Annotated in this window: 21 protein-coding genes and 2 tRNA genes; 11 read left to right on the forward strand and 12 right to left on the reverse strand. The window is 73.1% G+C overall.

All coding sequences use genetic code 11. The features are described 5' to 3' along the window. The first annotated feature begins 29 nt into the window (after positions 1-29). The 4 genes from AC0I8G_RS07980 (at position 30) to AC0I8G_RS07995 (ending at position 1961) form a co-directional block, all read left to right on the forward strand. Positions 30-102, forward strand: a tRNA-Asn gene (locus AC0I8G_RS07980). Positions 103-203: 101 nt separating this feature from the next. Further along, positions 204-641, forward strand: coding sequence for a DUF4396 domain-containing protein (locus AC0I8G_RS07985; protein WP_471729438.1), 438 nt, complete (start codon positions 204-206; stop codon positions 639-641). Positions 642-654: 13 nt separating this feature from the next. Beyond that, the gene (locus AC0I8G_RS07990; protein ID WP_471729439.1) at positions 655-1797 is read left to right on the forward strand and encodes an XdhC family protein; all 1143 of its coding nucleotides are present in this window, start codon (positions 655-657) and stop codon (positions 1795-1797) included. Between the two features lie 90 nt (positions 1798-1887). After that, a tRNA-Ile gene (locus AC0I8G_RS07995) sits at positions 1888-1961 on the forward strand. 510 nt (positions 1962-2471) lie between these two features. Here the strand turns inward: AC0I8G_RS07995 and AC0I8G_RS08000 are convergent. Together AC0I8G_RS08000 and ilvA are read right to left on the reverse strand one after the other, a co-directional pair. Next, positions 2472-2732, reverse strand: coding sequence for a thioredoxin family protein (locus AC0I8G_RS08000; protein WP_471729440.1), 261 nt, complete (start codon positions 2730-2732; stop codon positions 2472-2474). 79 nt (positions 2733-2811) lie between these two features. Beyond that, the gene (gene ilvA / locus AC0I8G_RS08005) at positions 2812-4119 is read right to left on the reverse strand and encodes a threonine ammonia-lyase IlvA (RefSeq protein ID WP_471729441.1); all 1308 of its coding nucleotides are present in this window, start codon (positions 4117-4119) and stop codon (positions 2812-2814) included. 215 nt (positions 4120-4334) lie between these two features. Here ilvA and efeU point away from each other — a divergent pair, with 215 nt between their 5' ends. Genes efeU through efeB form a run of 3 tightly spaced genes read left to right on the forward strand, consistent with a single transcriptional unit; the run spans position 4335 to position 7640 of the window. Then, entirely contained in the window at positions 4335-5171 is an 837-nt protein-coding gene (efeU, locus tag AC0I8G_RS08010; RefSeq protein ID WP_471729442.1) for an iron uptake transporter permease EfeU, read from the forward strand. A 35-nt stretch (positions 5172-5206) separates the two neighbouring features. Continuing rightward, positions 5207-6358, forward strand: coding sequence for an iron uptake system protein EfeO (gene efeO, locus AC0I8G_RS08015; RefSeq protein WP_471729443.1), 1152 nt, complete (start codon positions 5207-5209; stop codon positions 6356-6358). A 10-nt stretch (positions 6359-6368) separates the two neighbouring features. After that, positions 6369-7640, forward strand: a complete 1272-nt coding sequence (gene efeB / locus AC0I8G_RS08020) for an iron uptake transporter deferrochelatase/peroxidase subunit (protein ID WP_471729444.1) — start codon at positions 6369-6371, stop codon at positions 7638-7640. 155 nt (positions 7641-7795) lie between these two features. Here the strand turns inward: efeB and AC0I8G_RS08025 are convergent, their stop codons facing one another. Both AC0I8G_RS08025 and AC0I8G_RS08030 read right to left on the reverse strand, forming a co-directional pair. Continuing rightward, entirely contained in the window at positions 7796-8437 is a 642-nt protein-coding gene (locus tag AC0I8G_RS08025; protein WP_471729445.1) for a hypothetical protein, read from the reverse strand. Positions 8438-8538: 101 nt separating this feature from the next. Continuing rightward, a complete protein-coding gene (locus AC0I8G_RS08030) occupies positions 8539-8964 on the reverse strand; it encodes a hypothetical protein (protein WP_471729446.1) in 426 nt (141 codons plus the stop codon). Positions 8965-9195: 231 nt separating this feature from the next. On the opposite strand from AC0I8G_RS08030, the gene AC0I8G_RS08035 reads away from it, so the two are divergent. Beyond that, positions 9196-9702: a DUF3145 domain-containing protein gene (locus tag AC0I8G_RS08035; RefSeq protein WP_328295527.1), complete on the forward strand. Its 507-nt coding sequence runs from the start codon at positions 9196-9198 to the stop codon at positions 9700-9702. An 88-nt stretch (positions 9703-9790) separates the two neighbouring features. On the opposite strand, the gene fabF is transcribed toward AC0I8G_RS08035, so the two are convergent. The 5 genes from fabF to AC0I8G_RS08060 form a co-directional block, all read right to left on the reverse strand. Further along, on the reverse strand, positions 9791-11062 hold the full coding sequence (fabF, locus tag AC0I8G_RS08040) for a beta-ketoacyl-ACP synthase II (RefSeq protein ID WP_328295528.1): 1272 nt from the start codon (positions 11060-11062) through the stop codon (positions 9791-9793). A 91-nt stretch (positions 11063-11153) separates the two neighbouring features. Beyond that, entirely contained in the window at positions 11154-11399 is a 246-nt protein-coding gene (locus tag AC0I8G_RS08045; protein ID WP_012086932.1) for an acyl carrier protein, read from the reverse strand. An 85-nt stretch (positions 11400-11484) separates the two neighbouring features. Next, positions 11485-12531 carry a beta-ketoacyl-ACP synthase III gene (locus tag AC0I8G_RS08050; RefSeq protein WP_471729447.1) on the reverse strand — a complete coding sequence of 349 codons (1047 nt, stop codon included), beginning with the start codon at positions 12529-12531 and terminating at the stop codon, positions 11485-11487. After that, positions 12528-13493: an ACP S-malonyltransferase gene (locus AC0I8G_RS08055; protein WP_471729448.1), complete on the reverse strand. Its 966-nt coding sequence runs from the start codon at positions 13491-13493 to the stop codon at positions 12528-12530. Before AC0I8G_RS08055 ends, AC0I8G_RS08050 begins: the two co-directional genes overlap by 4 nt. A gap of 155 nt (positions 13494-13648) precedes the next feature. Beyond that, positions 13649-14860 (reverse strand): PucR family transcriptional regulator, encoded by a 1212-nt coding sequence (locus AC0I8G_RS08060; RefSeq protein WP_471729449.1) that lies wholly within the window; start codon positions 14858-14860, stop codon positions 13649-13651. Positions 14861-15019: 159 nt separating this feature from the next. On the opposite strand from AC0I8G_RS08060, the gene AC0I8G_RS08065 reads away from it, so the two are divergent. Further along, positions 15020-15712: a hypothetical protein gene (locus tag AC0I8G_RS08065; protein ID WP_471729450.1), complete on the forward strand. Its 693-nt coding sequence runs from the start codon at positions 15020-15022 to the stop codon at positions 15710-15712. Position 15713: 1 nt separating this feature from the next. Here AC0I8G_RS08065 and AC0I8G_RS08070 read toward each other — a convergent pair whose 3' ends face one another. From AC0I8G_RS08070 to fdhD, 3 genes are all read right to left on the reverse strand, one after another. Next, positions 15714-16151: a hypothetical protein gene (locus AC0I8G_RS08070; protein WP_471729451.1), complete on the reverse strand. Its 438-nt coding sequence runs from the start codon at positions 16149-16151 to the stop codon at positions 15714-15716. Between the two features lie 18 nt (positions 16152-16169). Continuing rightward, positions 16170-18866: a pyruvate dehydrogenase (acetyl-transferring), homodimeric type gene (gene aceE / locus AC0I8G_RS08075; RefSeq protein WP_471729594.1), complete on the reverse strand. Its 2697-nt coding sequence runs from the start codon at positions 18864-18866 to the stop codon at positions 16170-16172. Between the two features lie 135 nt (positions 18867-19001). Next, positions 19002-19886, reverse strand: coding sequence for a formate dehydrogenase accessory sulfurtransferase FdhD (fdhD, locus tag AC0I8G_RS08080; protein ID WP_471729452.1), 885 nt, complete (start codon positions 19884-19886; stop codon positions 19002-19004). Between the two features lie 200 nt (positions 19887-20086). On the opposite strand from fdhD, the gene AC0I8G_RS08085 reads away from it, so the two are divergent. Together AC0I8G_RS08085 and AC0I8G_RS08090 are read left to right on the forward strand one after the other, a co-directional pair. After that, positions 20087-20515, forward strand: a complete 429-nt coding sequence (locus tag AC0I8G_RS08085) for a DUF3052 domain-containing protein (protein ID WP_380157175.1) — start codon at positions 20087-20089, stop codon at positions 20513-20515. Between the two features lie 5 nt (positions 20516-20520). Beyond that, positions 20521-20988, forward strand: coding sequence for a peroxiredoxin (locus AC0I8G_RS08090; protein WP_471729595.1), 468 nt, complete (start codon positions 20521-20523; stop codon positions 20986-20988). Position 20989: the final 1 nt, after the last annotated feature.

The raw sequence follows: 20989 nt of genomic DNA on the forward strand, positions 1-20989 counted from the left end.
GGGGGTTACATCCCGGTCGTGAGAAGTGGTCCCGCATAGCTCAATTGGCAGAGCAGCCGGCTGTTAACCGGCAGGTTGTTGGTTCGAGTCCAACTGCGGGAGCTTCCACGAAGGGGCAGGCCGGAAGGCCTGCCCCTTCGTCGTTCCGGGTGCGTCGCGCCCCCGACGGTCGTCTACTCGGTGCTGTGCGGACGACGTGGCGGATGGCGGCCCAGGCGACCCGGCACTGCCTCACGGGGTGTGCGGCGGGTGAGGTCCTCGGGATGGTCCTGGCCACCCTCTTCGGCTTCGGCAACGCCGCGACGGTGGTCGTCTCGCTCGTGCTGGCCTTCGCCTTCGGGTACGCCCTGACGATGCACGGGGTGCTCGCGGCCGGGGTCGGCTGGCGGCGCGCGGCCCGACTCGCCCTGGCCTCCGACACCGTCTCGATCGCGGTGATGGAGGTCGTCGACAACGGCTTCATCGGTCTCGTCCCGGGCGCGATGGCCGCCACCCTGTCGCAGTGGCTGTTCTGGTGGACCCTGGCCCTCTCGTTGGCGCTGGCGTTCGTCCTGGCCTGGCCGGTGAACCGCTGGTTGATGTCGCGCGGCAGGGGGCACGCCGTCGTGCACGAGGTCCACGCCGGGCACGGTTCGTCGTGAGCGACCATGGGGTGTGCGCGACGTCCTGGACCAGGTGGACCGGTGGCTCTCGGCGGGTCGCCGGGTGGCCGTCGCGACCGTCGTGCGCACCTGGCGCTCGGCTCCACGACAACCCGGAGCGTCGCTCGCCGTCGACGACCACGGTGAGGTCGTCGGCAGCGTGTCCGGGGGGTGCGTCGAGGGGGCCGTCTACGACCTCGCCCGCCAGGTCGTCGCGGACGGACGGCCCGTCCTCGCGCGCTACGGGGTCAGCGACGACGACGCCTTCGCCGTCGGGCTGACCTGCGGGGGCGAGCTGGAGGTCTTCGTCACCCTCGTCGACGACGTCGACCTCGTCCGCGCGCTGTCGAGAGCCGTCGCGGAACGTTCGGCGGTGGCGCTGGCGACCGTCGTCGCACCGGGCGCGGCGCAGGGCCGGCGGATGCTCGTGGACCCGCTGGGCCGTACCGGGTCGCTCGGCTCGCAACGCCTCGACGACGCCGTCACCGACGACGCCCGCGGACTGCTCGACGCCGGCGTCAGCGGTGTGCTGCACGTCGGTCCGGACGGAGAACGCCGTCCCGACGACCTCGAGGTGTTCGTGGAGTCGTTCGCGCCGCCGGCCCGCATGATCGTCTTCGGGGCCATCGACTTCGCCGCGGCGCTCGCCCGCGTCGGGAGCTTCCTCGGGTTCCACGTCACGCTGTGCGACGCGCGGCCCGTGTTCGCCACCGCGCGGCGGTTCCCGATGGCCGACGCGGTCGTCGTCGACTGGCCGCACCGCTACCTGTCCCGGACCGCCGTCGACGACCGGACGGTGCTCTGCGTGCTGACCCACGACCCGAAGTTCGACGTGCCGCTGCTCGAACTCGCCCTGCGCGGCCCCGCCGCCTACGTCGGGGCGATGGGGTCTCGTCGGACCCACGAGGACCGCGTCGCGCGACTGCTCGACGCAGGGGTGTCTGAAGCGCAGCTGGCCCGGCTGCACTCGCCGATCGGGCTCGACCTCGGCGCCCGGACCCCCGAGGAGACGGCGATCTCGATCGCCGCCGAGATCACCGCCGCGCGGTGGGGTGGGACCGGGAAACCGTTGCGGGACAGCGCCGGACGGATCCACCACGACCGCCTCGCGACCGTCGTCGCGGCCGAGGGGTTCGAGGACGTCTCGCCCTCCTGAACCGACCTGGGCCCCGGGGGCGTGGGGGGCCGGTCGGGTAGAGTCCGGCGGAGCGTTCGCTCGCCGGCACCGTCGCGCGGGAGGTCGCGAGGGGCGGTAGCTCAGTCGGTCAGAGCAGGGAACTCATAATTCCTCGGTCGTGGGTTCGAGCCCCACCCGCCCTACCGCGTAAGGGTCCGGTCGAGGCCCGTGAGCGGGGTCTCCTGGCGGCGCAGTCCGGAGCGGCGACGGTGCCGCCGTCCTCAGGTCCTCAGTGCGACACCCTGCCGCGCAACAGGTGCAGCATGCGACCACGGGGTGTCCGCGTCGACGCGCAGGGACGACCGAACGGCGTGCGCGGGAGATCCGTGCCGTTCGCGACGATCGGTCGACCCCGCGGGACGGGCGACCGAGCGGGGTCCGGTTCCCGGCCCGCGGGTGGCAGCCTGCCCTCAGGGGTGGACCGCCGGCCCGGGGCCGGATCGAAACGTGCAGCCATCGTGGTGCGGTACCTCTCGTCGAGGGGGGAGGAGGGTGCTGACCAGGGAGGTTTCGAATCGTGGGGTGCGGTGCGAGAGGCAGTCGGTGATGACTAGAAGATCGGGGCGCGACGGCGGTGACGACAGCGGCTGATCGGGTGAAACCCGACCCCGCGACCCGTCCGCAGCCACGGCGACGTGATCACCACAGGGTGCTCAGACGGCGCGCCCCATCGCCGCCAGCAGTTGCGGCAGCGTCGGAGCGCCCGCGGCGCGGAAGACCTCGGTCCCGGCGTCGTCGCGCACCACGATCGTCGGGGTGCTCGACACGTCCGCAGCCTCGGCCCGGACGGTGTCGTCGGCGACGTCGACCTCCTCGAACCGCGCCTGCGGGACGAGGCGGGCCGCCTGGCCGAGGACGGAGCGGGCCGTGCGGCACGGCCCGCAGAACGCGGACGAGAAGAGTTCGACGATCACGACGGGAACAACGTCGAGGAGGCCGACAGCCTTCCGCTGGTCCGGATCACGCAGTCCCTCGGCGGTGCGGGGGGGCGCCTCAGAGCAGGTAGCGGTAGAGCGGCTCGGCGGCGGAGATCCGTTCGAACGTCGGGGGAGCGGCCTCCATCCGGGCGAGCAGCCCGGGCAGGTCGTCCTTGCCGGGGATCTCGATCCCCACCAGGGCGGGCCCGAACTCGCGGTTGCTGCGCTTCACGTACTCGAACAGCGCGATGTCGTCGTCCGGCCCGAGGACCTCGTCGAGGAAGCGGCGCAGCGCGCCGGGTTCCTGCGGGAACTCGACGAGGAAGTAGTGCTTGCGGCCCTCGTGCACCAGGGCGCGTTCGATGATCTCGGCGTAGCGGCTGATGTCGTTGTTGCCGCCGGACACGACGCAGACCACGCTCTGGCCGGGTTCGACGCGCACGGCCTCGGCCAGGGCGGCCGTCGCGAGCGCGCCCGCGGGTTCGGCGATGATCCCGTCGGTCTGGTACATCGCGAGCATCTCGACGCAGATCGCCCCCTCGGGCACGGTGACGAGTTCCACCTCGTGACCGGCGACGACGGCGTGCGTGACGTCACCGACGCGACGCACCGACGCGCCGTCGACGAAGGTGTCCAACGTGTCCAGGCGCACCGGGTGGCCCGCGGCGAGCGCCGCCGCCATCGACGGCGCCCCTTCGGGTTCCACGCCGACGATCCGCACCTGCGGGTGGCGTTCGCGGACCCAGGTCAGGACCCCGGCCAGCAGGCCGCCGCCGCCGACGGGGACGACCAGGACGTCCGGGGGGTCCTCGTCGAACTCGGCGAGCTGCTCGAACACCTCGACCGCGACCGTCCCCTGCCCGGTCAGGGTCCGGGGGTCGTCGAAGGCGGGGACGAGGGTCGCCCCGCTGCGTGCGGCGTCCTGCGTCGCGGCGGCCGCGGAGTCGTCGTAGGTGTCGCCGAGGACGATCGTCTCGACGAACTCCTGACCCAGTGCCGCGATGCGGTCGCGCTTCTGGCGGGGCGTGGTCCGGGGCACGTAGATGCGGCCCTGCACGCGAAGGGCCGCGCACGCGTAGGCCAGGCCCTGGGCGTGGTTGCCGGCGCTGGCGGTGACGACGCCCCGGGCCCGCTCGTCCTCGCTCAGCTGGGCGACGAGGTTGTAGGCCCCGCGCAGCTTGTAGGACCGCACGGCCTGCAGGTCCTCGCGCTTGACCCGGACGTGCGCGCCGAGGGCGGCCGACCACCGCGGGTTCGTCTCCAGCGGCGTGCGGGTGACGACCTGCGCCAGTCGCTGCGCCGCCTCCTCGACGTCCGCGGCCCTCGGCAGGCTGCCGGACGGGCTGGTGGAGGGCGCCGGGGGGCGGGCAGCGTCGAGCGACATGGGGTCGATCCTGCCCGTGCCTCCCCGTCGAGAGCCAGCAGGGGTGTGGGACCGGGTCCCTCAACGCCGCCGTCCCGGCCACGTTCCTGCGCGCCCGTGTGATGTGTCGCACATCCGGGCCCGGAGGGAGTTCGGGGCGGGTGAGGCAGGCCTAGCATCGGCGAGGCTCACCTCACTTCGGTGGGTCCCCATCGTCCCGGCCGGAGGAGTTCCCCGTGCTCGCCACGTTCGTCATCGGACTGCGTGAAGGCCTCGAAGCCTCTCTCATCGTCGGGATCGTCGCCGCCTTCCTCGTCCAGCGCGGGCAGCGTCGTGCGCTGCGCTCCGTGTGGGCGGGGGTCGTGCTGGCCGTCGCCCTCTGCGTCGGGGTCGCCGCCGCCCTGCAGGCCGCGACGCAGCAACTCCCGCAGCGCCAGCAGGAACAGCTCGAGACCGTCCTCGCCCTGGTCGCCGTCGCGATGGTCACCTACATGATCGTCTGGATGACCCGCCACGCCCGCTCCATGAGGTCCGACCTCGAGGCCTCCGCCTCGAGCGCCCTGGCCAAGGGCTCCGCGTGGGCGCTGGTCGCGATGGCCTTCCTCGCCGTCCTGCGCGAGGGGCTCGAGACCTCGGTCTTCCTGCTCGCCACCTACCAGGCCTCCGGCAGCAACGCCGAGGGCGCGGTCGGTGCCTCGCTCGGGATCCTGCTGGCCGTCGGCCTCGGCTACCTGATCTACCGCGGCGGCATCACGCTGGACCTCGCTCGCCTGTTCCGCGTCACGGGTGTCCTGCTCGTCCTCGTCGCCGCCGGGCTGGTCATGTCCGCCGCGCACACCGCCTACGAGGCGGGCTGGCTGCTGGCCGGACAGGCCCAGGCGCTGGACCTCTCCACCGTCGTGGAGCCCGGCACCGTCCGTGCCGCCCTCCTGATGGGCGTCCTCGGCTGGCAGCCCCGACCGACCGTCGCCGAGGTCATCGGCTGGCTGGTCTACCTGGTGCCCATGCTCGTCGTCGTCCTGTGGCCGCGGCGCTCGCGCCAGCCTGCCGCGTCGCAACCCGTCTCCGTCTGACTCCCGCTCTCCCGCGTCCCTGCGAAAGGTCTGTCGTGACCACGAAGCCCCGCCTGTTCCTCGCCCTCGCTGCGAGTCCCCTCCTGCTGCTGACCGCCTGCGGCGGGGGTTCTGAGGCGGCCTCCGGCGGGGCCGCCGGCGCCCCGGGCACCGTGAAGATCACCCTCACCGACGACGGCTGCACCGCGGAGCCGACCTCGGTGACCGCGGGGGCCAGGACCTTCGAGGTCGTCAACGAGGGCGCGAGCTCGGTGACCGAGGGCGAACTGGTGAACTCCGGGGGCCGGATCGTCGGTGAGCGGGAGAACCTGACCCCCGGGCTGAAGGGGACGTTCTCGCTGACGCTCGACGCCGGCGACTACACCGTCCAGTGCCCCAACGCCGCCACCGAGTCCTCGAAGTTCACCGTCACGGGGGCCGCCGCGTCGGCGTCGGGCACCGCGGACCCGCTGTTCGCGGCCGCCACCCAGGGCTACCAGGACTACGTCAAGGCCCAGGTCGCCGACCTGGTCACCGCGACCTCGGCCTTCACCGCGGCGGTGCAGGCCGGCGACGTCGAGAAGGCCAAGTCCCTCTACGGCCCGGCGCGCGTGCCCTACGAGCGCATCGAACCCGTCGCCGAGAGCTTCGGCGACCTCGACCCGCTCATCGACGCGCGCATCGCCGACGTCGAGGACCCGAGCACCTGGGGCGGTTTCCACCGCATCGAGCAGGCCCTCTGGGTCGACGGCACGACGGCGGGCATGACCCCCGTGGCCCAGGAGCTCGACGCGAACGTGGTGAAGCTTGCCGAGCTCGTGCAGACGACGACCTACCAGCCGGCCGACCTCGCCAACGGAGCCAGCGGACTGCTCGACGAGGTCGCCAAGTCCAAGGTGACGGGCGAGGAGGAGGCGTACTCCCACCTCGACCTGCTCGACTTCGCGGCCAACGTCGACGGCGCCCGCAAGGCCTTCAACCTGCTGACCCCGGCGCTGCAGGTCACCGACCCCGACCTGGTGACGACCCTCACCACCCAGTTCGACACCGTCACCGCTGCGTTGGCGCCCTACCAGCAGGGCGACACCTACGCCCTCTACACGACGTTGACCCAGGACCAGGTCCGCGAGCTCGCGACCGACGTCGACGCGCTGGCCGAGCCGCTGTCCACGGTGTCCGGCAAGGTCGTCGGCGCTGCGGACCAGTGAGGACGAACCCGTGAGCGCCTCTCGTCCCAGCCGTCGCGGCGTCCTCACGGGCGCTGCGGTCGTCGGAGCCGCCGGGGTCGGTGTCGGCGTCAGCGCCCTCGCGGGGCGGGACACCGCGACCACGGCGACCGCGGCGGCCGGGGCGGCCTCGACGGTCTCCTTCCACGGCACCCGGCAGGCCGGCATCGTCACCCCCGCCCAGGACTCCCTGGTGTTCGCGGCGCTCGACGTCACGAGCCGCAACCCCGCCGACCTCGCCGACGTCCTGCAGCGCTGGAGCGAGGCCACCGCGACCATGGCGACCGGGGTCCCCGTCGGCGGCCCGGGCGGCCTCGGTGGCGCTCCGGGGGAACCGCCCCAGGACACCGGTGAGGCCCACGAACTGCCGGCCGCGAACCTCACCGTGACCCTCGGCTACGGGCCCTCGTTGTTCGACGAGCGCTTCGGCCTGGCCGAGCGTCGCCCCGCGAACCTCGAGGAGCTCCCCGCGCTGCCGGGGGAGCAGCTCGACCCGACCAAGTGCGGCGGCGACCTCTGCCTGCAGGCCTGCGCGGACGACCCTCAGGTCGCCTTCCACGCGATCCGCAACCTCGTGCGCATCGGGCGCGGCGTCGTCACCGTGCGCTGGATGCAGCTGGGCTTCGGGCGCACCTCGACGACGTCGAGCACGCAGGCGACGCCGCGCAACCTGATGGGCTTCAAGGACGGCACCGCCAACCTGCGGGCCGAGGACACCGCCGACCTCGACCGCTTCGTCTGGGTCGGGGGCGAGGGGTCGCCCGCCGTCGACCAGGAGTGGATGCGGGGCGGGACCTACCTGGTCGCCCGCCGCATCCGGATGCTCATCGAGAGCTGGGACCGGGCCTCGCTGCACGAGCAGGAACGCGTCATCGGCCGGGCCAAGGTCTCCGGGGCGCCGCTGTCGGGCACGAGGGAGTTCGACGCGCTCGACCTGGCGAAGACCTCGGCCACCGGGAAGCCGGCCATCGACGTCGCCGCGCACGTGCGCCTGGCTGCGCCGGAGACCAACGGGGGGATGCGGATGCTGCGCCGCGGCTACTCCTACACCGACGGCCTCGACCTGACGACGGGACAGCTCGACGCGGGCCTGTTCTTCATCGTCTTCGGCAACGACCCCGCGTCGCAGTTCGTCGCGGTCCAGCGCAAGCTCGGCGCGAAGGACGCGCTCACGGAGTACCTCAAGCACACCGGCTCGGCGATCTTCGCGTGCCCGCCCGGGATCTCCGCGGGGGGCTCGTGGGGCGAGGGGCTCTTCACCTGACCCTGGTGTTCACGAAGGTGCGCCGGACCGGGAAGCGCCTCACGGCGCACGGCCGCTCGTAGCGGCTTCAAATTGGGACCCGGGGCTACCGCGGCCCGACGCCCTCCCATTGTAACGAGCCCTCGGCGATGCGCCCAGCCCAGGCGCGCTGCGGGTCAGCCCAGATCTCCGTGTCGCCACCGTCCGGCGGCGTGCTCGAGCTGCTCCGCGGTGCGGACGAGGCGGGCCGCGGAGTGGGTCAGCGCGCTCGCGGCGTCCTCCGCCGCGGGGGCGTCGGCGTCGTGGGCCCGGCCGACGGCGAGGATCCGGCAGAAGGCCGCGGCCCGTTCGAGGGTGACGGCGAAGTCCCCCTCCGCCACCCCGGTGAGGACGGCGTCGACCATGGCCGAGACCTCGGCGGGGCCCGGCGGGTCGGCGACCCCGGCGACGACCTCCAGGACGGGGGCGTGGCGGCGGCCTTCGCCGTACTGGCGGGCGACGGCGACGGGCTGGCGCTGCACCCACGTCCGCAGGACGTACAGCCGCCACAGCGCGCCCGCGAGGGTGTCCGCGGGCGCGTCGGCCCACAGGTCGGCGATGACCTCGAGGCCCTCGTCCTGCGCGAGCCGGACGACGCGACGGGTGACCTCGGAGTCCCGGGCGGAGCGGGCCCCGTGGACGAGGGCGCTGGCCGCGGCGTGGGCGGCCTCCTGGACGGCGGAGGGGTCGACCCCGCCGGCCATGGAGACGATCGCGTCGTCGCCGGGCAGGGCGGGACGGTGGTGGTGACGGCGCGGGGGCTGTGCGGGATCGGGCACGCGACGATGGTGCCACCGTTCGTGCGCGCAACGACTTCTGGGGGACTTTCCACCTCTCCCGAGCCGGGGAAGGGTGGAGAGTGTCCCAGGAGTTGGGGGGGTCAGCCGCGGAAGGGGGGCGGGGGAGCGGCGAGGGTGGCGCGGGGGCAGTCCTGCAGGCGCAGGCCGCCGTGTCCGAGTGCCTCGTCGCACAGCGACTCCACGCTCCAGCCGAGCTGGCTGCCGAAGAGGGTGACGGTCACGCGGTAGATCGTGATCTCGTACTTGGTGGGGGTGCCGTAGGCGACGTGGATGCGCCCGATCAGCTCGGCGCCCGCGGCGTTCTCCGCGCCGTGCCAGGGGCGGTCGTAGCGGCTCCAGAGCGAGGGGCCGGCCTGCCAGACGCCACCGTTCTGCACGTCGCGCAGCGCGAGCTCGACGAGGACGGACCGGGCCGCCTCCTCGGGCACGATCGCGGCCGGGCGGATGACCTCGGAGATCTCCCCGGTGGCGGCCCTGGTGGCGGGCTGGGTGAGCTGGTCGTCCACGTGGGGTCCCCCTGGTCTGGTGCTGCGTCGCTGGTCCTGAGGCTTCATCGGCAGCGCGGAGGTGGTTCCTGAGACTCCGGCGGGGCGGTGGTGCCGTCGGTGTCCGGTGAGGCATGATGGCGGTAACGGAGCAGCACACCGTGTAGTCAGAGCATCACCGATAGTCGTTCGCTGCGTGTCGTGAGGTCGTTGGGGAAGACGTCCCTCACACCAACGCAGAAGGAGAACGGCATGTCCGGTGCGACGACCCGCGGCGTGCTCTTCGTGCACTCCGCACCGCGAGCGCTGACCCCGCACATCGAGTGGGCAGCCGGCGGTGTGCTCGGTGTGCGCGCGTCCTTCGACTGGACGGGCCAGCCGGTCGCTTCCGGCTGCCTGCGTGCGGAGTACTCCTGGCAGGCGCCGCAGGGCAGCGGGGCACTGCTCGCCTCCGCTCTGCGCGGTTGGTCGCACCTGCGTTTCGAGGTCACCGAGGAACCGTCCCAGGGCTGCGACGGCGGTCGCTGGAGCCACACCCCCGCGCTGGGGATCTTCCACGCCGTCACCGACGTGCACGGCAACGTCCAGGTGCCCGAGGACCGCGTCCGGGCCGCGATGGACCTCATGGCCGAGGGGAACGCCGACGCCGCCCGTCGTGCGCTGGCGCTGGCCGTCGGCGAGGCCTGGGACTGCGAGCTCGAGGCGTTCCGCCACGCGGGTGACGACACCCCCGTGCGCTGGCTGCACCAGGTCGGCTGACCTCCCCCCCACGACTTCTGGGGACTTCTCCACCCTTCCCGCGCTCAGGAAGGGTGGAGAAGTCCCCAGAAGTTGGTGGGGCGGGGCCTCAGGGGGTCGCGAAGACGGCGCTCACGTTGTGGCCGCCGAAGCCGAACGCGTTGTTGAGGCCGACGAGGCGACCCTCCGCCGGCAACGGACGGGACTCCTTGCGGACGACGTCGAGGGTGATCGCGGGATCGAGGTCGTCGACGTTGATCGTCGGGGGCGCCATCCGGTCGCGGAGCGCGAGGATCGTGAAGATGCTCTCCACCGCGCCGGCCGCACCGAGGAGGTGACCGGTCATCGACTTCGTCGCCGAGACCGCGATGCCGTCCACGGCGTCACCGAAGGCCAGGCGCAGGCCCTTGTCCTCGGCCACGTCGCCGACCGGGGTCGACGTCGCGTGCGCGTTCACGTGCACGATGTCGGCCGGGGTCAGGTCCGCCTGGCGCAGCGCGTCGAGCATGGCCCGGCTGATCCCCGCACCCTCGGGTTCGGGGGCGGCCACGTGGTACGCGTCGGCGGAGAGCCCCGCGCCGAGCACCTCGGCGTGGATGCGGGCCCCCCGGGCCTTCGCGTGCTCCTCGGACTCCAGGATCAGGATCCCGGCCCCCTCCCCGAGCACGAACCCGTCACGGGCTGAGTCGAAGGGGCGGGAGGCGCGTTCGGGGTCCTCGTTGCGCTTGGACATCGCGTGCATCGAGGTGAACGACGCGATCGGCAGCGGGTGGATGGCGGCCTCGGTACCACCGCAGATCACCATGTCGGCGCGGCCGGTGCGGATCATGTCGGCGCCGTAGGCGATGGCCTCGGCGCCGGACGCGCAGGCGCTGACCGGGGTGTGCGCCCCGGCCCGGGCGGTGAACTCGATGCTGATCGCCGCCGTCGGGCCGTTGGCCATGAGCATCGGGACGGTGAGGGGGAGGACGCGGCGGGCGCCCTTCTCCTTGAGGGTGTCGTAGGCCGTCAGCAGGGTCCAGATGCCGCCGATGCCGGTGGCGACGACCGAGCCCAGGCGCAGCGGGTCCACCTCGGGGGAGCCGGCGTCGGCCCACGCCTCCCGGGCGGCGATCACGGCGAACTGCTGGGACGGGTCGAGCCGCTTGATCTCGCGGCGTTCGAGGATCGAGTCGGCGCGCACCGCCGCCTGGGCGGCGAAGGTCACGGGGAGCTCGAACTCCTCGATCCACGGGTCGGTGATCGAGCGGGCGCCGGAACGGCCGGCGAGCGCGGCCTCCCAGCTGGTGCGGACGTCGCCGCCGAGCGGAGTCGTGGCGCCCAGCCCGGTGACGACGACGCGGCGCGACGAACTCGTCCTGTTCGTGGTCGTCGAGGTCATGATCGGTCAGCTCCTCCTGAAGCCCTGCGGCGAACTGTGGTGTGGGGCGGGGTGGCCGGCCCGCGGGAGCGGGCCGGCCGGTGGGTGGTGCTCAGCCCTGGGCCTGCGAGATGTAGGCGACGGCGTCGCCCACGGTGCGCAGGTTCTTGACGTCCTCGTCGGGGATGCGGACGGAGAACTTCTCCTCGGCGTTCACGACGATCGTCATCATCGACAGCGAGTCGATGTCGAGGTCGTCCGTGAAGGACTTGTCCGCGAGGACGCTGTCGGTGGGCAGGCCCGTCTCCTCGTTCACGATCTCGGCGAGACCGCTGAGGATCTCCTGCTCACTGGCCATGCGTTGCTCCTCCATCTGGTCGGCGACCTGGCGGTCACCGGTAACGACCTGACCACGGGGTTCGTGGCCAGGAGACGACATCCGACTACGGGAGCCGGACGACCTGGGCGGCGTAGGACAGGCCCGCGCCGTAGCCGATGAGCAGGGCCAGCCCACCGGAGGGCGCGTCACCGTCGGCGACCGCGCGCTCCATCGCGAGCGGCACCGAGGCGGCCGAGGTGTTGCCCATGTCGACGATGTCGCGGGCCACGTGGACGCTCTCCGGCAGCTTCAACTGCTTGACCATCGCGTCGATGATCCGCGCGTTGGCCTGGTGCGGCACGAACACGTCGATGTCCCCGGCGCTCACGCCGGCGGCGTCCATCGCGGCCTGCGCCACGGGGGCCATCTGCCACACGGCCCAGCGGAAGACCGACTGGCCCTGCTGCTCCAGGAACGGCCAGTGCTCGACCTCGCCGACCGTCTCGGGCTCCTCCGCGGCCAGCGCGGCGTCGCCGGACTGGCCCGCGCGCAGCTCCAGCCAGGAGAACTTGGACTTGATGAGGTCGGCCTGACCGCCGTCGGAGCCCCAGATCGTGGGCCCGATGCCGGGTTCGGTGGAGGCGCCGACGACGACGGCACCCGCGCCGTCGGCGAAGAGGAACGCCGTCGAGCGGTCGTGCTGGTCGGTGAAGTCGGAGAGCTTCTCGGCCCCGATCACGAGGACGTTGCGGGCGGTGCCGCCGCGGACGAGGTCGCTCGCGAGGGCGACGCCGTGGCAGAACCCCGCGCAGCCGGCGGAGATGTCGAACGCGGCCGCCGGGGTCGCCCCCAGGCGGTGGGCCACGACGGCCGCGGCCGCGGGGGTCTGGAAGGGGTAGGAGACCGTCGCGAGGATGACCGCGTCGACGTCGGAACCGCTGAGACCGGCGGCGGCCAGGGCCTTCGCGCCCGCGTCCTCGCTCATGTCGACGACGGAGACGTCGGGGGCCGCCCAGCGACGGGTCTTGATGCCGGTGCGCTGCTGGATCCACTCGTCGGAGGAGTCGATCCAGGTGCACACCTCGGCGTTGTCGATGACCCGGGGCGGGCGGTGGGCGCCGACCCCGAGGATGCGTGCCTCGCGGGTGGGTGCAGCGGTCAGTGCGGTCACAGGGTGGCCTCCGAGGTCGTCACGGTCGCGGCCAGGCCACCGTGGTCGGTGATCATGGTGCGGGCCTTGTCCAGGTCGTCCGGCGTCTTGAGCGCCAGGACGTCCACGCCCTTCAGTGTGCGCTTGGCCAGGTTCGTGAGTGTGCCCGCCGGGGGCACCTCGATCAAACCGGTCACCCCGAGCCGGGCGAACGCCTCGGTCACCAGGTCCCAGCGGACGGGGCGGCTGACCTGCGCCACGAGCCGCTGGAGGAAGGCCTGACCGTCGGTCACGAGCTCCCCGTCGGCGTTGGCGGCGATCGGCACGCTCGCCGTCCCGGGATCGATCCCCGCGGCCAGCGCGGCCAGCGCGCCGACGGCGGGGGCCATGTGCTCGGTGTGGAAGGCGCCCGCGACCTGCAGCGGGACGACCCGCGCCTTGGCCGGGGGGTTCGCCGCGAACGCGGCCAGCGCCTCGAGGGTGCCGGCGGCGACGGTCTGCCCGCCGCCGTTGGCGTTGGCGGGGGTGAGTCCGTGCTCCTGCAGCGCCGCGGCGACCTCGGCGGGGTCACCGCCCAGGACGGCGCTCATCCCGGTGGGGCGGACGGCGGCGGCGGCGGCCATTCCGCGACCGCGCTCGCGGACCAGGACGAGGGCCTGCTCGGGGGCGAGCGCACCGGTTGCGGCGGCGGCGGTGAGCTCACCGACGGAGTGGCCCGCGACGGCCCCGGCCGTGGCGGCGAGGTCGGCGGGGGAGGTGACGAGTTCGCGCAGCCCCAGCAGGCCGGCGGCGACGATGAGCGGCTGGGCGACGGCGGTGTCGCGCAGCGTCTCGGCGTCGGAGACCGTGCCGTGGGCGAGCAGGTCGTCGCCGACGACGGCGGAGGCCCAGTTCAGCCGGTCCGCGACCCCCGGCAGTTCGAGCCAGGGGGCGAGGAAGCCGGGTGACTGCGAACCCTGGCCGGGGAAGACGAAGACGAGCACCGTGACAGCCTGCCCGGTGCGGGGCCTCGGACACGGTCACGACGCGAACCGACTTTGCGGGCCCGCCTTGTAGGGATCCTCCAAGGAGGGGACCGGAGGCCACTCGCAGGGGTGAACGGTGCGTGACCGAGTTGGGACGCTGCGTGGGGAACGGTTCAGCGACCGAGCGGTGGGCCCTCTGCCCGCCCACCCGGCCCGGCCTGCGACAACCGGCCCAACGCCAGAGCCGTCTGCAGGACGAAGCGCTCCCGCGGGGCCGACGGCGTCCAGCCGCAGACCTCGGCGACCCGTCGCAGTCGGTAGCGGACCGTGTTGGCGTGGACGAACAGCGAGCGTGCGCAGGCCTCCAACGACCCACCGTGGGCGAGGTAGGCCGTCAACGTCTCCAGCAGGGCCCCGCCGGCCTCCTCGAGGGGGACGTAGGCGCGGTCCACCAGGGCGCGTCTCGCCGTCGCGTCCCCGCTGAGGGCCCGTTCGGGGAGCAGGTCGTCGGCCAGCACCGGCCGGGGGGCCTCCGGCCACGCGCGGGCCGCGACGACACCCGCGAGCGCCGCCCGGGCCGAGCGCGCGGCGACCGGCAACGTCGCGACGGTGGGCCCGACGACGACCGGACCGGGCCCGAACTCGCTGCGCGCCAGCTGCTCCGCCGTCGCCTGCACGTCCAGTCCGCCGGTGAGGACGACGACGAGGCGGTCACCCTGCACACCGACGAGCGCCTCGCCGCCCGCCGCGCGGGCCAGCGTCCGGATCCGGGCCACCGCGCCGGCGGAGGTCTCCCCGGAGGGACCGATGACCACGGTCGTCGACTCGTCGAGGCTCCAGCCCAGCGCCGCCGCGCGGGAGGCGATGGTGTCCTCGCCGTCGCCGCGCAGCACCGCGTCGACGACCAGCGCCTCCAGCCGCGCGTCCCACGCGCCGCGGGCCTCAGCGGCCCGGGCGTAGACGGCGGCCGCGGCGAAGGCGACCTCGCGGGAGTAGCGCAGCAGGGCCTGGCGGGCGATGACCTGCTCCGCCGGGTGCCCGTCGCCGACGACCGCGTCCAGTCCCTCCTCCACGACCGTGATCGCCGTCCGGACGAGCTCCACGGTCTGCTGCAAGGTCACCGAGCGCATCAGCTCCCGCGGTGCCGTCCCGAAGACCGCGATCCCGGCCAGGACGTCGGGCTCGGGTTCGGAGAGCCACCGCAGGAAGTCGCCGAACCCGGCCTGGGCGACCAGCCCGACCCAGGACCGCTCGTCCGCGGGCAGCGCCGCGTACCAGGGGTGGGCGGAGTCCATCCGGGCCGCGATCGCGGAGGCGAAGGATCCCTGGGCCGCTTCCAGGCGTCGGACCGTCGACGGGGACAGTTCGGACCGGGCGGTGGACACGCACGCGAGCGTAGGGCGTGACGGACCCACCCCCGGTGTCGAGCGCAGGTGCCGGTCCGCGCAGGGGGCCGGGTTCCCCCGCCTGGGCTAGGGTCAGCCCGGGTGACCCGCCCGACGACCTCCGGGGACGTTCCCCGGGGGGTCCACGGAAGGGGACGCATGGGACTGCTCGACAGGTGGCGCACGCCGCGCCCCGCAACCGTTCCCGATGCCCGCCCGCCCAGCCGCCGTCCACGTCGACGCGCGAAGCAGGCCGAGGCGGTGCTGGGCGAGGCCCAGCTGCGCGAGGTGCTGCGTGAGGACCCCAACGATGAACGGGCCTTCGCCACCCTCGCCGAACTCGTCCGCACCCGCGCCGCGCTGGCCCACGAGGAACTGAGCGGACGGGAGTCGCAGGACGCCACCCCCGACCCCGCCGAGGTGCAGCGCGCCGCGGACAACGCGGTGTGGGCCCTCGCGGAGGAACTCGCCCAGAGCCCCAGGGCGTGGCGACCGCTGCTGGTGCTCGGGCGGCTCTCGCTGACCGACGACCGGGACGCGGCCCTGCGTCGGCTCGGGATCGCCGCCGACCGCGACACCAGCGGCCAGGCCCTGGCCGCCGCGCTCGCCGTCCTGCGCGAGGCCGGGATGAACGACGAGGCCCTGAGCCTGGGGGTCGGGCACTGGCGCCCGCGCGACCACGACCTCGAGGCGGGCCGTCACCTGGTGGCGGCCGCGATCGACGCCGGTCGCCTCGCCGAGGCGCGGCGTCACCTCAAGGCGCTCGCCGACCACCCGGACACCGGCCGTGTCGTGCAGCTGCGCACGGAACTCGAGGACGCCCTGGCCCGCGCGGACCGCGCGCGCCGCTGAGTCACCACCGGGGCCGCGGGTAGGGGGCCAGGCACCACCGCACGGTGGCGACGGCGGCCACCGCGGCCAGGGACACCGCAGCGACGGCGCCCGCGAGGCCCAGGTCGGCCGGCAGCGGATCGCCCGCCAGCACCGCGAGGACACCCGAGGCCAGCACGGGGGGCACGAGGGCGCTGCGCTGCACCGTCCCCCACGCCACGCGGTGGTGCACGAGGTGCACCACCAGAGCAGTCACGGACTGGGTCAGCACGCCGGCGAAGAGCCCGACCACCACTCCGAGGTAGACGTAGACCTCGGTCCAGGGGCCGCCCGCCGTCCCCGCACCGAGGACGGCGCCGGTCGCGCCCCCGATGAGCGCGCCGGCGCCGAGTCCGACCAGCAGCAACCGCCCGAGGACGGTGATCCCCACCTCCTCGGGCAGCAGCTGCCGGCTGCTCACCGCGCGGTCACCGCCGGGTCAGCTCTCGCCGCCCGCGTTGCCGCTGCGCCCGGCACGGACGTCGTGCAACCGGTACTTCTCGATGGCCTGACCCGGTGCGCGCCAGTCGATCTCACCGCGCTTGGCGAGCATCTCCAGGGCCCGGACCGTGACGGAGGGCCCGTCGATGTGGAAGTGGCGACGGGCCGCCGCGCGGGTGTCGGACAGGCCGAACCCGTCGGCGCCCAGGGAGGCGAAGTCGCCCGGAACCCACTGCGCGATCTGGTCGGGCACCTGACGCATCCAGTCGCTGACCGCGACGACGGGGCCGGTGGTCTCCCCGAGCTTCTGCTCCACGAAGGGCATCCGACGGTCCTCGCCGGGGTTGAGGAACGCGTGCTCGTCGCTCTCCAGGCCGTCGCGGCGCAGCTCGTTCCAGCTCGTCACCGACCACACGTCGGCGACGACGCCGAAGTCGTCCTTCAGCAGCTGCTGGGCCTCCAGCGCCCACGGCACGCCGACACCGGAGGCGAGCAGCTGGGTCCGGGGACCGTCGCCCTCGCCCACGGAGATGCGGTGCATGCCGCGCAGGATGCCCTCGACGTCCACGTCCGCCGGTTCGGCCGGGTGGATCATCGGCTCGTTGTAGACCGTCAGGTAGTAGATGACGTTCTCGGGGTCCTCGCCGTACATCCGGCGCAGACCGTCCTTGACGATGTGGCCGATCTCGTAGGCGTAGGCGGGGTCGTAGGACACGACCGCCGGGTTCGTCGCCGCGAGCAGCAGCGAGTGGCCGTCGGCGTGCTGCAGGCCCTCACCCGTCAGCGTCGTGCGCCCCGCCGTCGCGCCGATCATGAACCCGCGGGCCATGGTGTCGGCCGCGGCCCAGATGTTGTCGCCCGTGCGCTGGAACCCGAACATCGAGTAGAAGACGTAGATCGGGACCATCGGCTGCCCGTGCGTGGCGTAGGACGACCCGGCCGCGGTGAAGGCGGCCATCGAACCGCCCTCGTTGATGCCCACGTGCAGGATCTGCCCGTCGGTGGCCTCCTTGTAGGCGAGCATCAGCTCGCGGTCCACGGAGGTGTACTGCTGCCCGTGCGGGTTGTAGATCTTGATCGTCGGGAACAGCGAGTCCATCCCGAAGGTGCGGGCCTCGTCGGGGATGACGGGCACGACGCGCTTGCCGAACTCCTTGTCCCGCATGAGGTCCTTGAGCAGGCGGACGAAGGCCATGGTGGTGGCGATCTCCTGCTTGCCGGACCCCTTGGCGGCGATCTTGTAGGAGTCCTCGCCCGGCAGGTGCAGCGGAGCGTGCTGGACGCGTCGCTGCGGCACGGGCCCGCCGAGGTCGGCGCGGCGCTTGCGCAGGTACTGGATCGACTCGTCGCCCTCACCCGGGTGGTAGTACGGCGGGCGGTAGGGGTCCTTCTCGAGCTGCTCGTCGCTGATCGGGATGCGCAGCGAGTCGCGCAGGAGCTTGAGGTCCTCCAGCGTCAGCTTCTTCATCTGGTGGGTCGCGTTGCGGCCCGCGAAGTGCGGCCCGAGGCCGTACCCCTTGATGGTCTTGGCCAGGATGACCGTCGGCTGACCGGTGTGGTTCACCGCCGCCTGGTAGGCCGCGTAGACCTTGCGGTAGTCGTGGCCGCCGCGCTTGAGGTTCCAGACCTCGTCGTCGGACATGCCCTCGACGAGCTTCGCCGTGCGCGGGTCGCGCCCGAAGAAGTTCTCCTTGACGAAGGCGCCGTTCTCGGCCTTGAACGTCTGGTAGTCCCCGTCGGGGGTGGCGTTCATGAGGTTCACCAGGGCGCCCTGGTTGTCCTGGGCCAGCAGGGTGTCCCACTCACGGCCCCAGAGGACCTTGATGACGTTCCAGCCGGCACCGCGGAAGAACGCCTCGAGCTCCTGGACGATCTTCCCGTTGCCGCGCACCGGGCCGTCGAGGCGCTGCAGGTTGCAGTTCACGACGAACGTGAGGTTGTCGAGTTCCTCGTAGGCCGCGAGCTGCGCGAAACCGCGCGACTCCGGTTCGTCCATCTCGCCGTCGCCGAGGTAGGCCCAGACGTGCTGCTGCGAGGTGTCCTTGAAGCCGCGGTTGTGCAGGTACTTGTTGAACTGCGCCTGGTAGATCGCGTTCGCCGGGCCGAGGCCCATCGAGACCGTCGGGAACTCCCAGAAGTCCGGCATGAGCCGGGGGTGGGGGTAGGACGACAGCCCGTTCGGGGCCTTGGAGACCTCCTGGCGGAACCCGTCGAGCTGTTCGGCGGAGAGCCGGCCCTCGAGGAAGGCGCGGGCGTAGACACCGGGGGAGGCGTGGCCCTGGATGAAGACCTGGTCGCCGCCGCCCGCGTGGTCCTTGCCGCGGAAGAAGTGGTTGAACCCCACCTCGTAGAGCGTCGCGGAGGAGGCGTAGGTGGAGATGTGGCCGCCGACGCCGATGCCCGGCTGCTGCGCGCGGTGCACCATGACCGCCGCGTTCCAGCGGATCCAGGCGCGGTAGCGGCGCTCGACCTCCTCGTCACCCGGGAACCAGGGTTCGCTCTCGGGACCGATGGTGTTGATGTAGTCGGTCGCCGTCAGGCTCGGGACGCCGACCTGGCGCTCACGGGCGCGCTGCAGCAGCTGCAGCATCAGGTAGCGCGCCCGGGTGCTCCCGCGGTCGTCGACCACGCCGTCGAGGGAGGCGAGCCACTCGGCCGTCTCCTCGGGGTCGATGTCCGGCAACTGCGAGGGCATCCCGTTGAGGATGGGTCCCTTGCCGGCGGGGCCGTTGCCCGCCTCATCGCGTCTGGCCACGGTGGTGGTCCTCCCGCTGTCGTCGAGGGTCCCGCGGTCCGGTTGGAAGCCGCGGGGGCCCAGCTCTTCCTGGACTCAGGTTAGGACCGACGTCGGACACCGACCCACCCCGGTCCGCTCCGGCGGCCCGGGAGGGACCAGCCGGTCCTCCCGGGAGTAGGCGTTCGCGCGCGGGGGACGGACGAAACCCAGGAGCGTCATCCCCACCTCCCGGGCCAGCGAGACGGCGAGGGAGGAGGGGGCGGACACCGCCGCCAGGACGGGCACCCCGGCCATCGCGGCCTTCTGGACGAGTTCGAAGGACGCGCGTCCGGAGACGACCAACACGGTGCCGCGCAACGGGAGGCGCCCCTCCCGCAGGCCCCATCCGACGACCTTGTCGACGGCGTTGTGCCGGCCGACGTCCTCACGCAGGCAGAGCAGGGTGCCGTCGGCGTCGAACAGTCCCGCCGCGTGCAGCCCGCCGGTGCGCTCGAACGCCGCCTGCGCCGCGCGCAACGTGTCGGGCATCACGGCGAGGACGTCGGTGCGCAGCGTGAGCGGGTCGTCGTGCAGCGGGGCGGGGACGCGGGCGAGGACGTCGTCGACGCTGGCCGAGCCGCACACCCCGCAGGCCGACGTCGTCGTGAAGGGCCGGGCCACCCGCGGACCGGCGAGCCGGCTGCCGGGGCGGGCGGTGATCCGGAGCAGGTTGTACGTCGGTTCGCCGTCGGGGCCCACGTCGGTGCAGTGGATCGCCTGGACCACGTCGTCGGCGCCGGTCAGCAGGCCCTCGGCGTGCAGGAAGCCCAGGGCGAGGTCGACGTCGTCGCCGGGGGTGCGCATCGTGACCGTCAGCTGCTCGCCGTCGACCTCGAGCTGCAGCGGTTCCTCGACGGCGAGGGTGTCCGGTCGGGCGTCGGCGGATCCCTCGGCGAGGTCGAGACGGACGGTGCGCGTACGGACGGTGACCCTTCCCACGTGCTCAGAGTGCCACCCCCGGGGCCTCCTGGCAGCCCCCGCCGCGACGTCGGTGGACGAGTCGTGATGGGCTCGTGATCCCACCGTGCGGGCGGTTCGCCTTGCGCTGGGGGTGCACTCTCCGGTGCACTAGGAGGTCACGAGCACGTTCAGCGTCCCCACCGACCGGGAGTGGGGCCTTGAGAGAGGCAGGAACACGAGTGGGTGCGACCGCGGACCCTGCGGCCGATGAGGCTGCAGTGGCCAAGCTGGGCTTCAAGTCCGGGCAACTGGTCCAGGAGTTCGGCTGGGACGAGCAGGTCGACGAGGACTTCCGGCAGGCCGTCGAGGACCTGGTCGGCAGCGAGCTGCTCGACGAGGACGCCGACGACGTCGCGGACGTCGTGATCTGCTGGTACCGCGAGGGTGACGGTGATCTGGTGGACGCACTCGTCGACGCCATCACCAACCTCGCCGACGGCGGCATCGTCTGGCTCCTGACGCCGAAGAAGAACCGCGCGGGCCACGTCCCCGCGGCCGAGATCGACGAAGCGGCCCCCACGGCGGGCCTGCACGCGACGACGAGCGTGAGCGCCTCCGCCAACTGGGCGGGGACACGCATGACGACGCCGAAGAACGGCCGTCGCTGAACGAGCTGCGCACCACGCCGGGACGGGGAGACCGCTTCCCCGTCCCGGACGCGGTGGTGCCCGACCAGCACGGCGAGCGGCTGGCCCTGCGTGAGCTGTGGGCCCAGGGGCCCGCGCTGCTGGTCCTCGTGCCGGCGGCGTTCTCGACGCACTGCACGGCCGAGCTCGGGTCCCTCGCCTTCGAGATCGAGCGCTTCGACGACGCGGGCGTGCAGGTCGCAGCGTTGTCCTGCGACCCCGTGACGTCGCTGAAGTCCTGGGCCGAGGACCGGTTCTACCCCTTCCCCCTGCTCAGCGACTTCTGGCCGCACGGGGCGGTGTCCCGCGACCTGGGTGCCTTCGACGAGGACCTCGGCGTGTCGCAGCGCCTGTCGCTGCTGGTCGTCGACGGCACCGTGCGCTGGAGCCTGCGCGGGGAACTCGGTGCGCCCCGGTCCCTCGCGACGCACCTGAGCGCGCTCGACCAGCTCTGAG

Source organism: Kineococcus sp. AC630 (assembly GCF_979255925.1).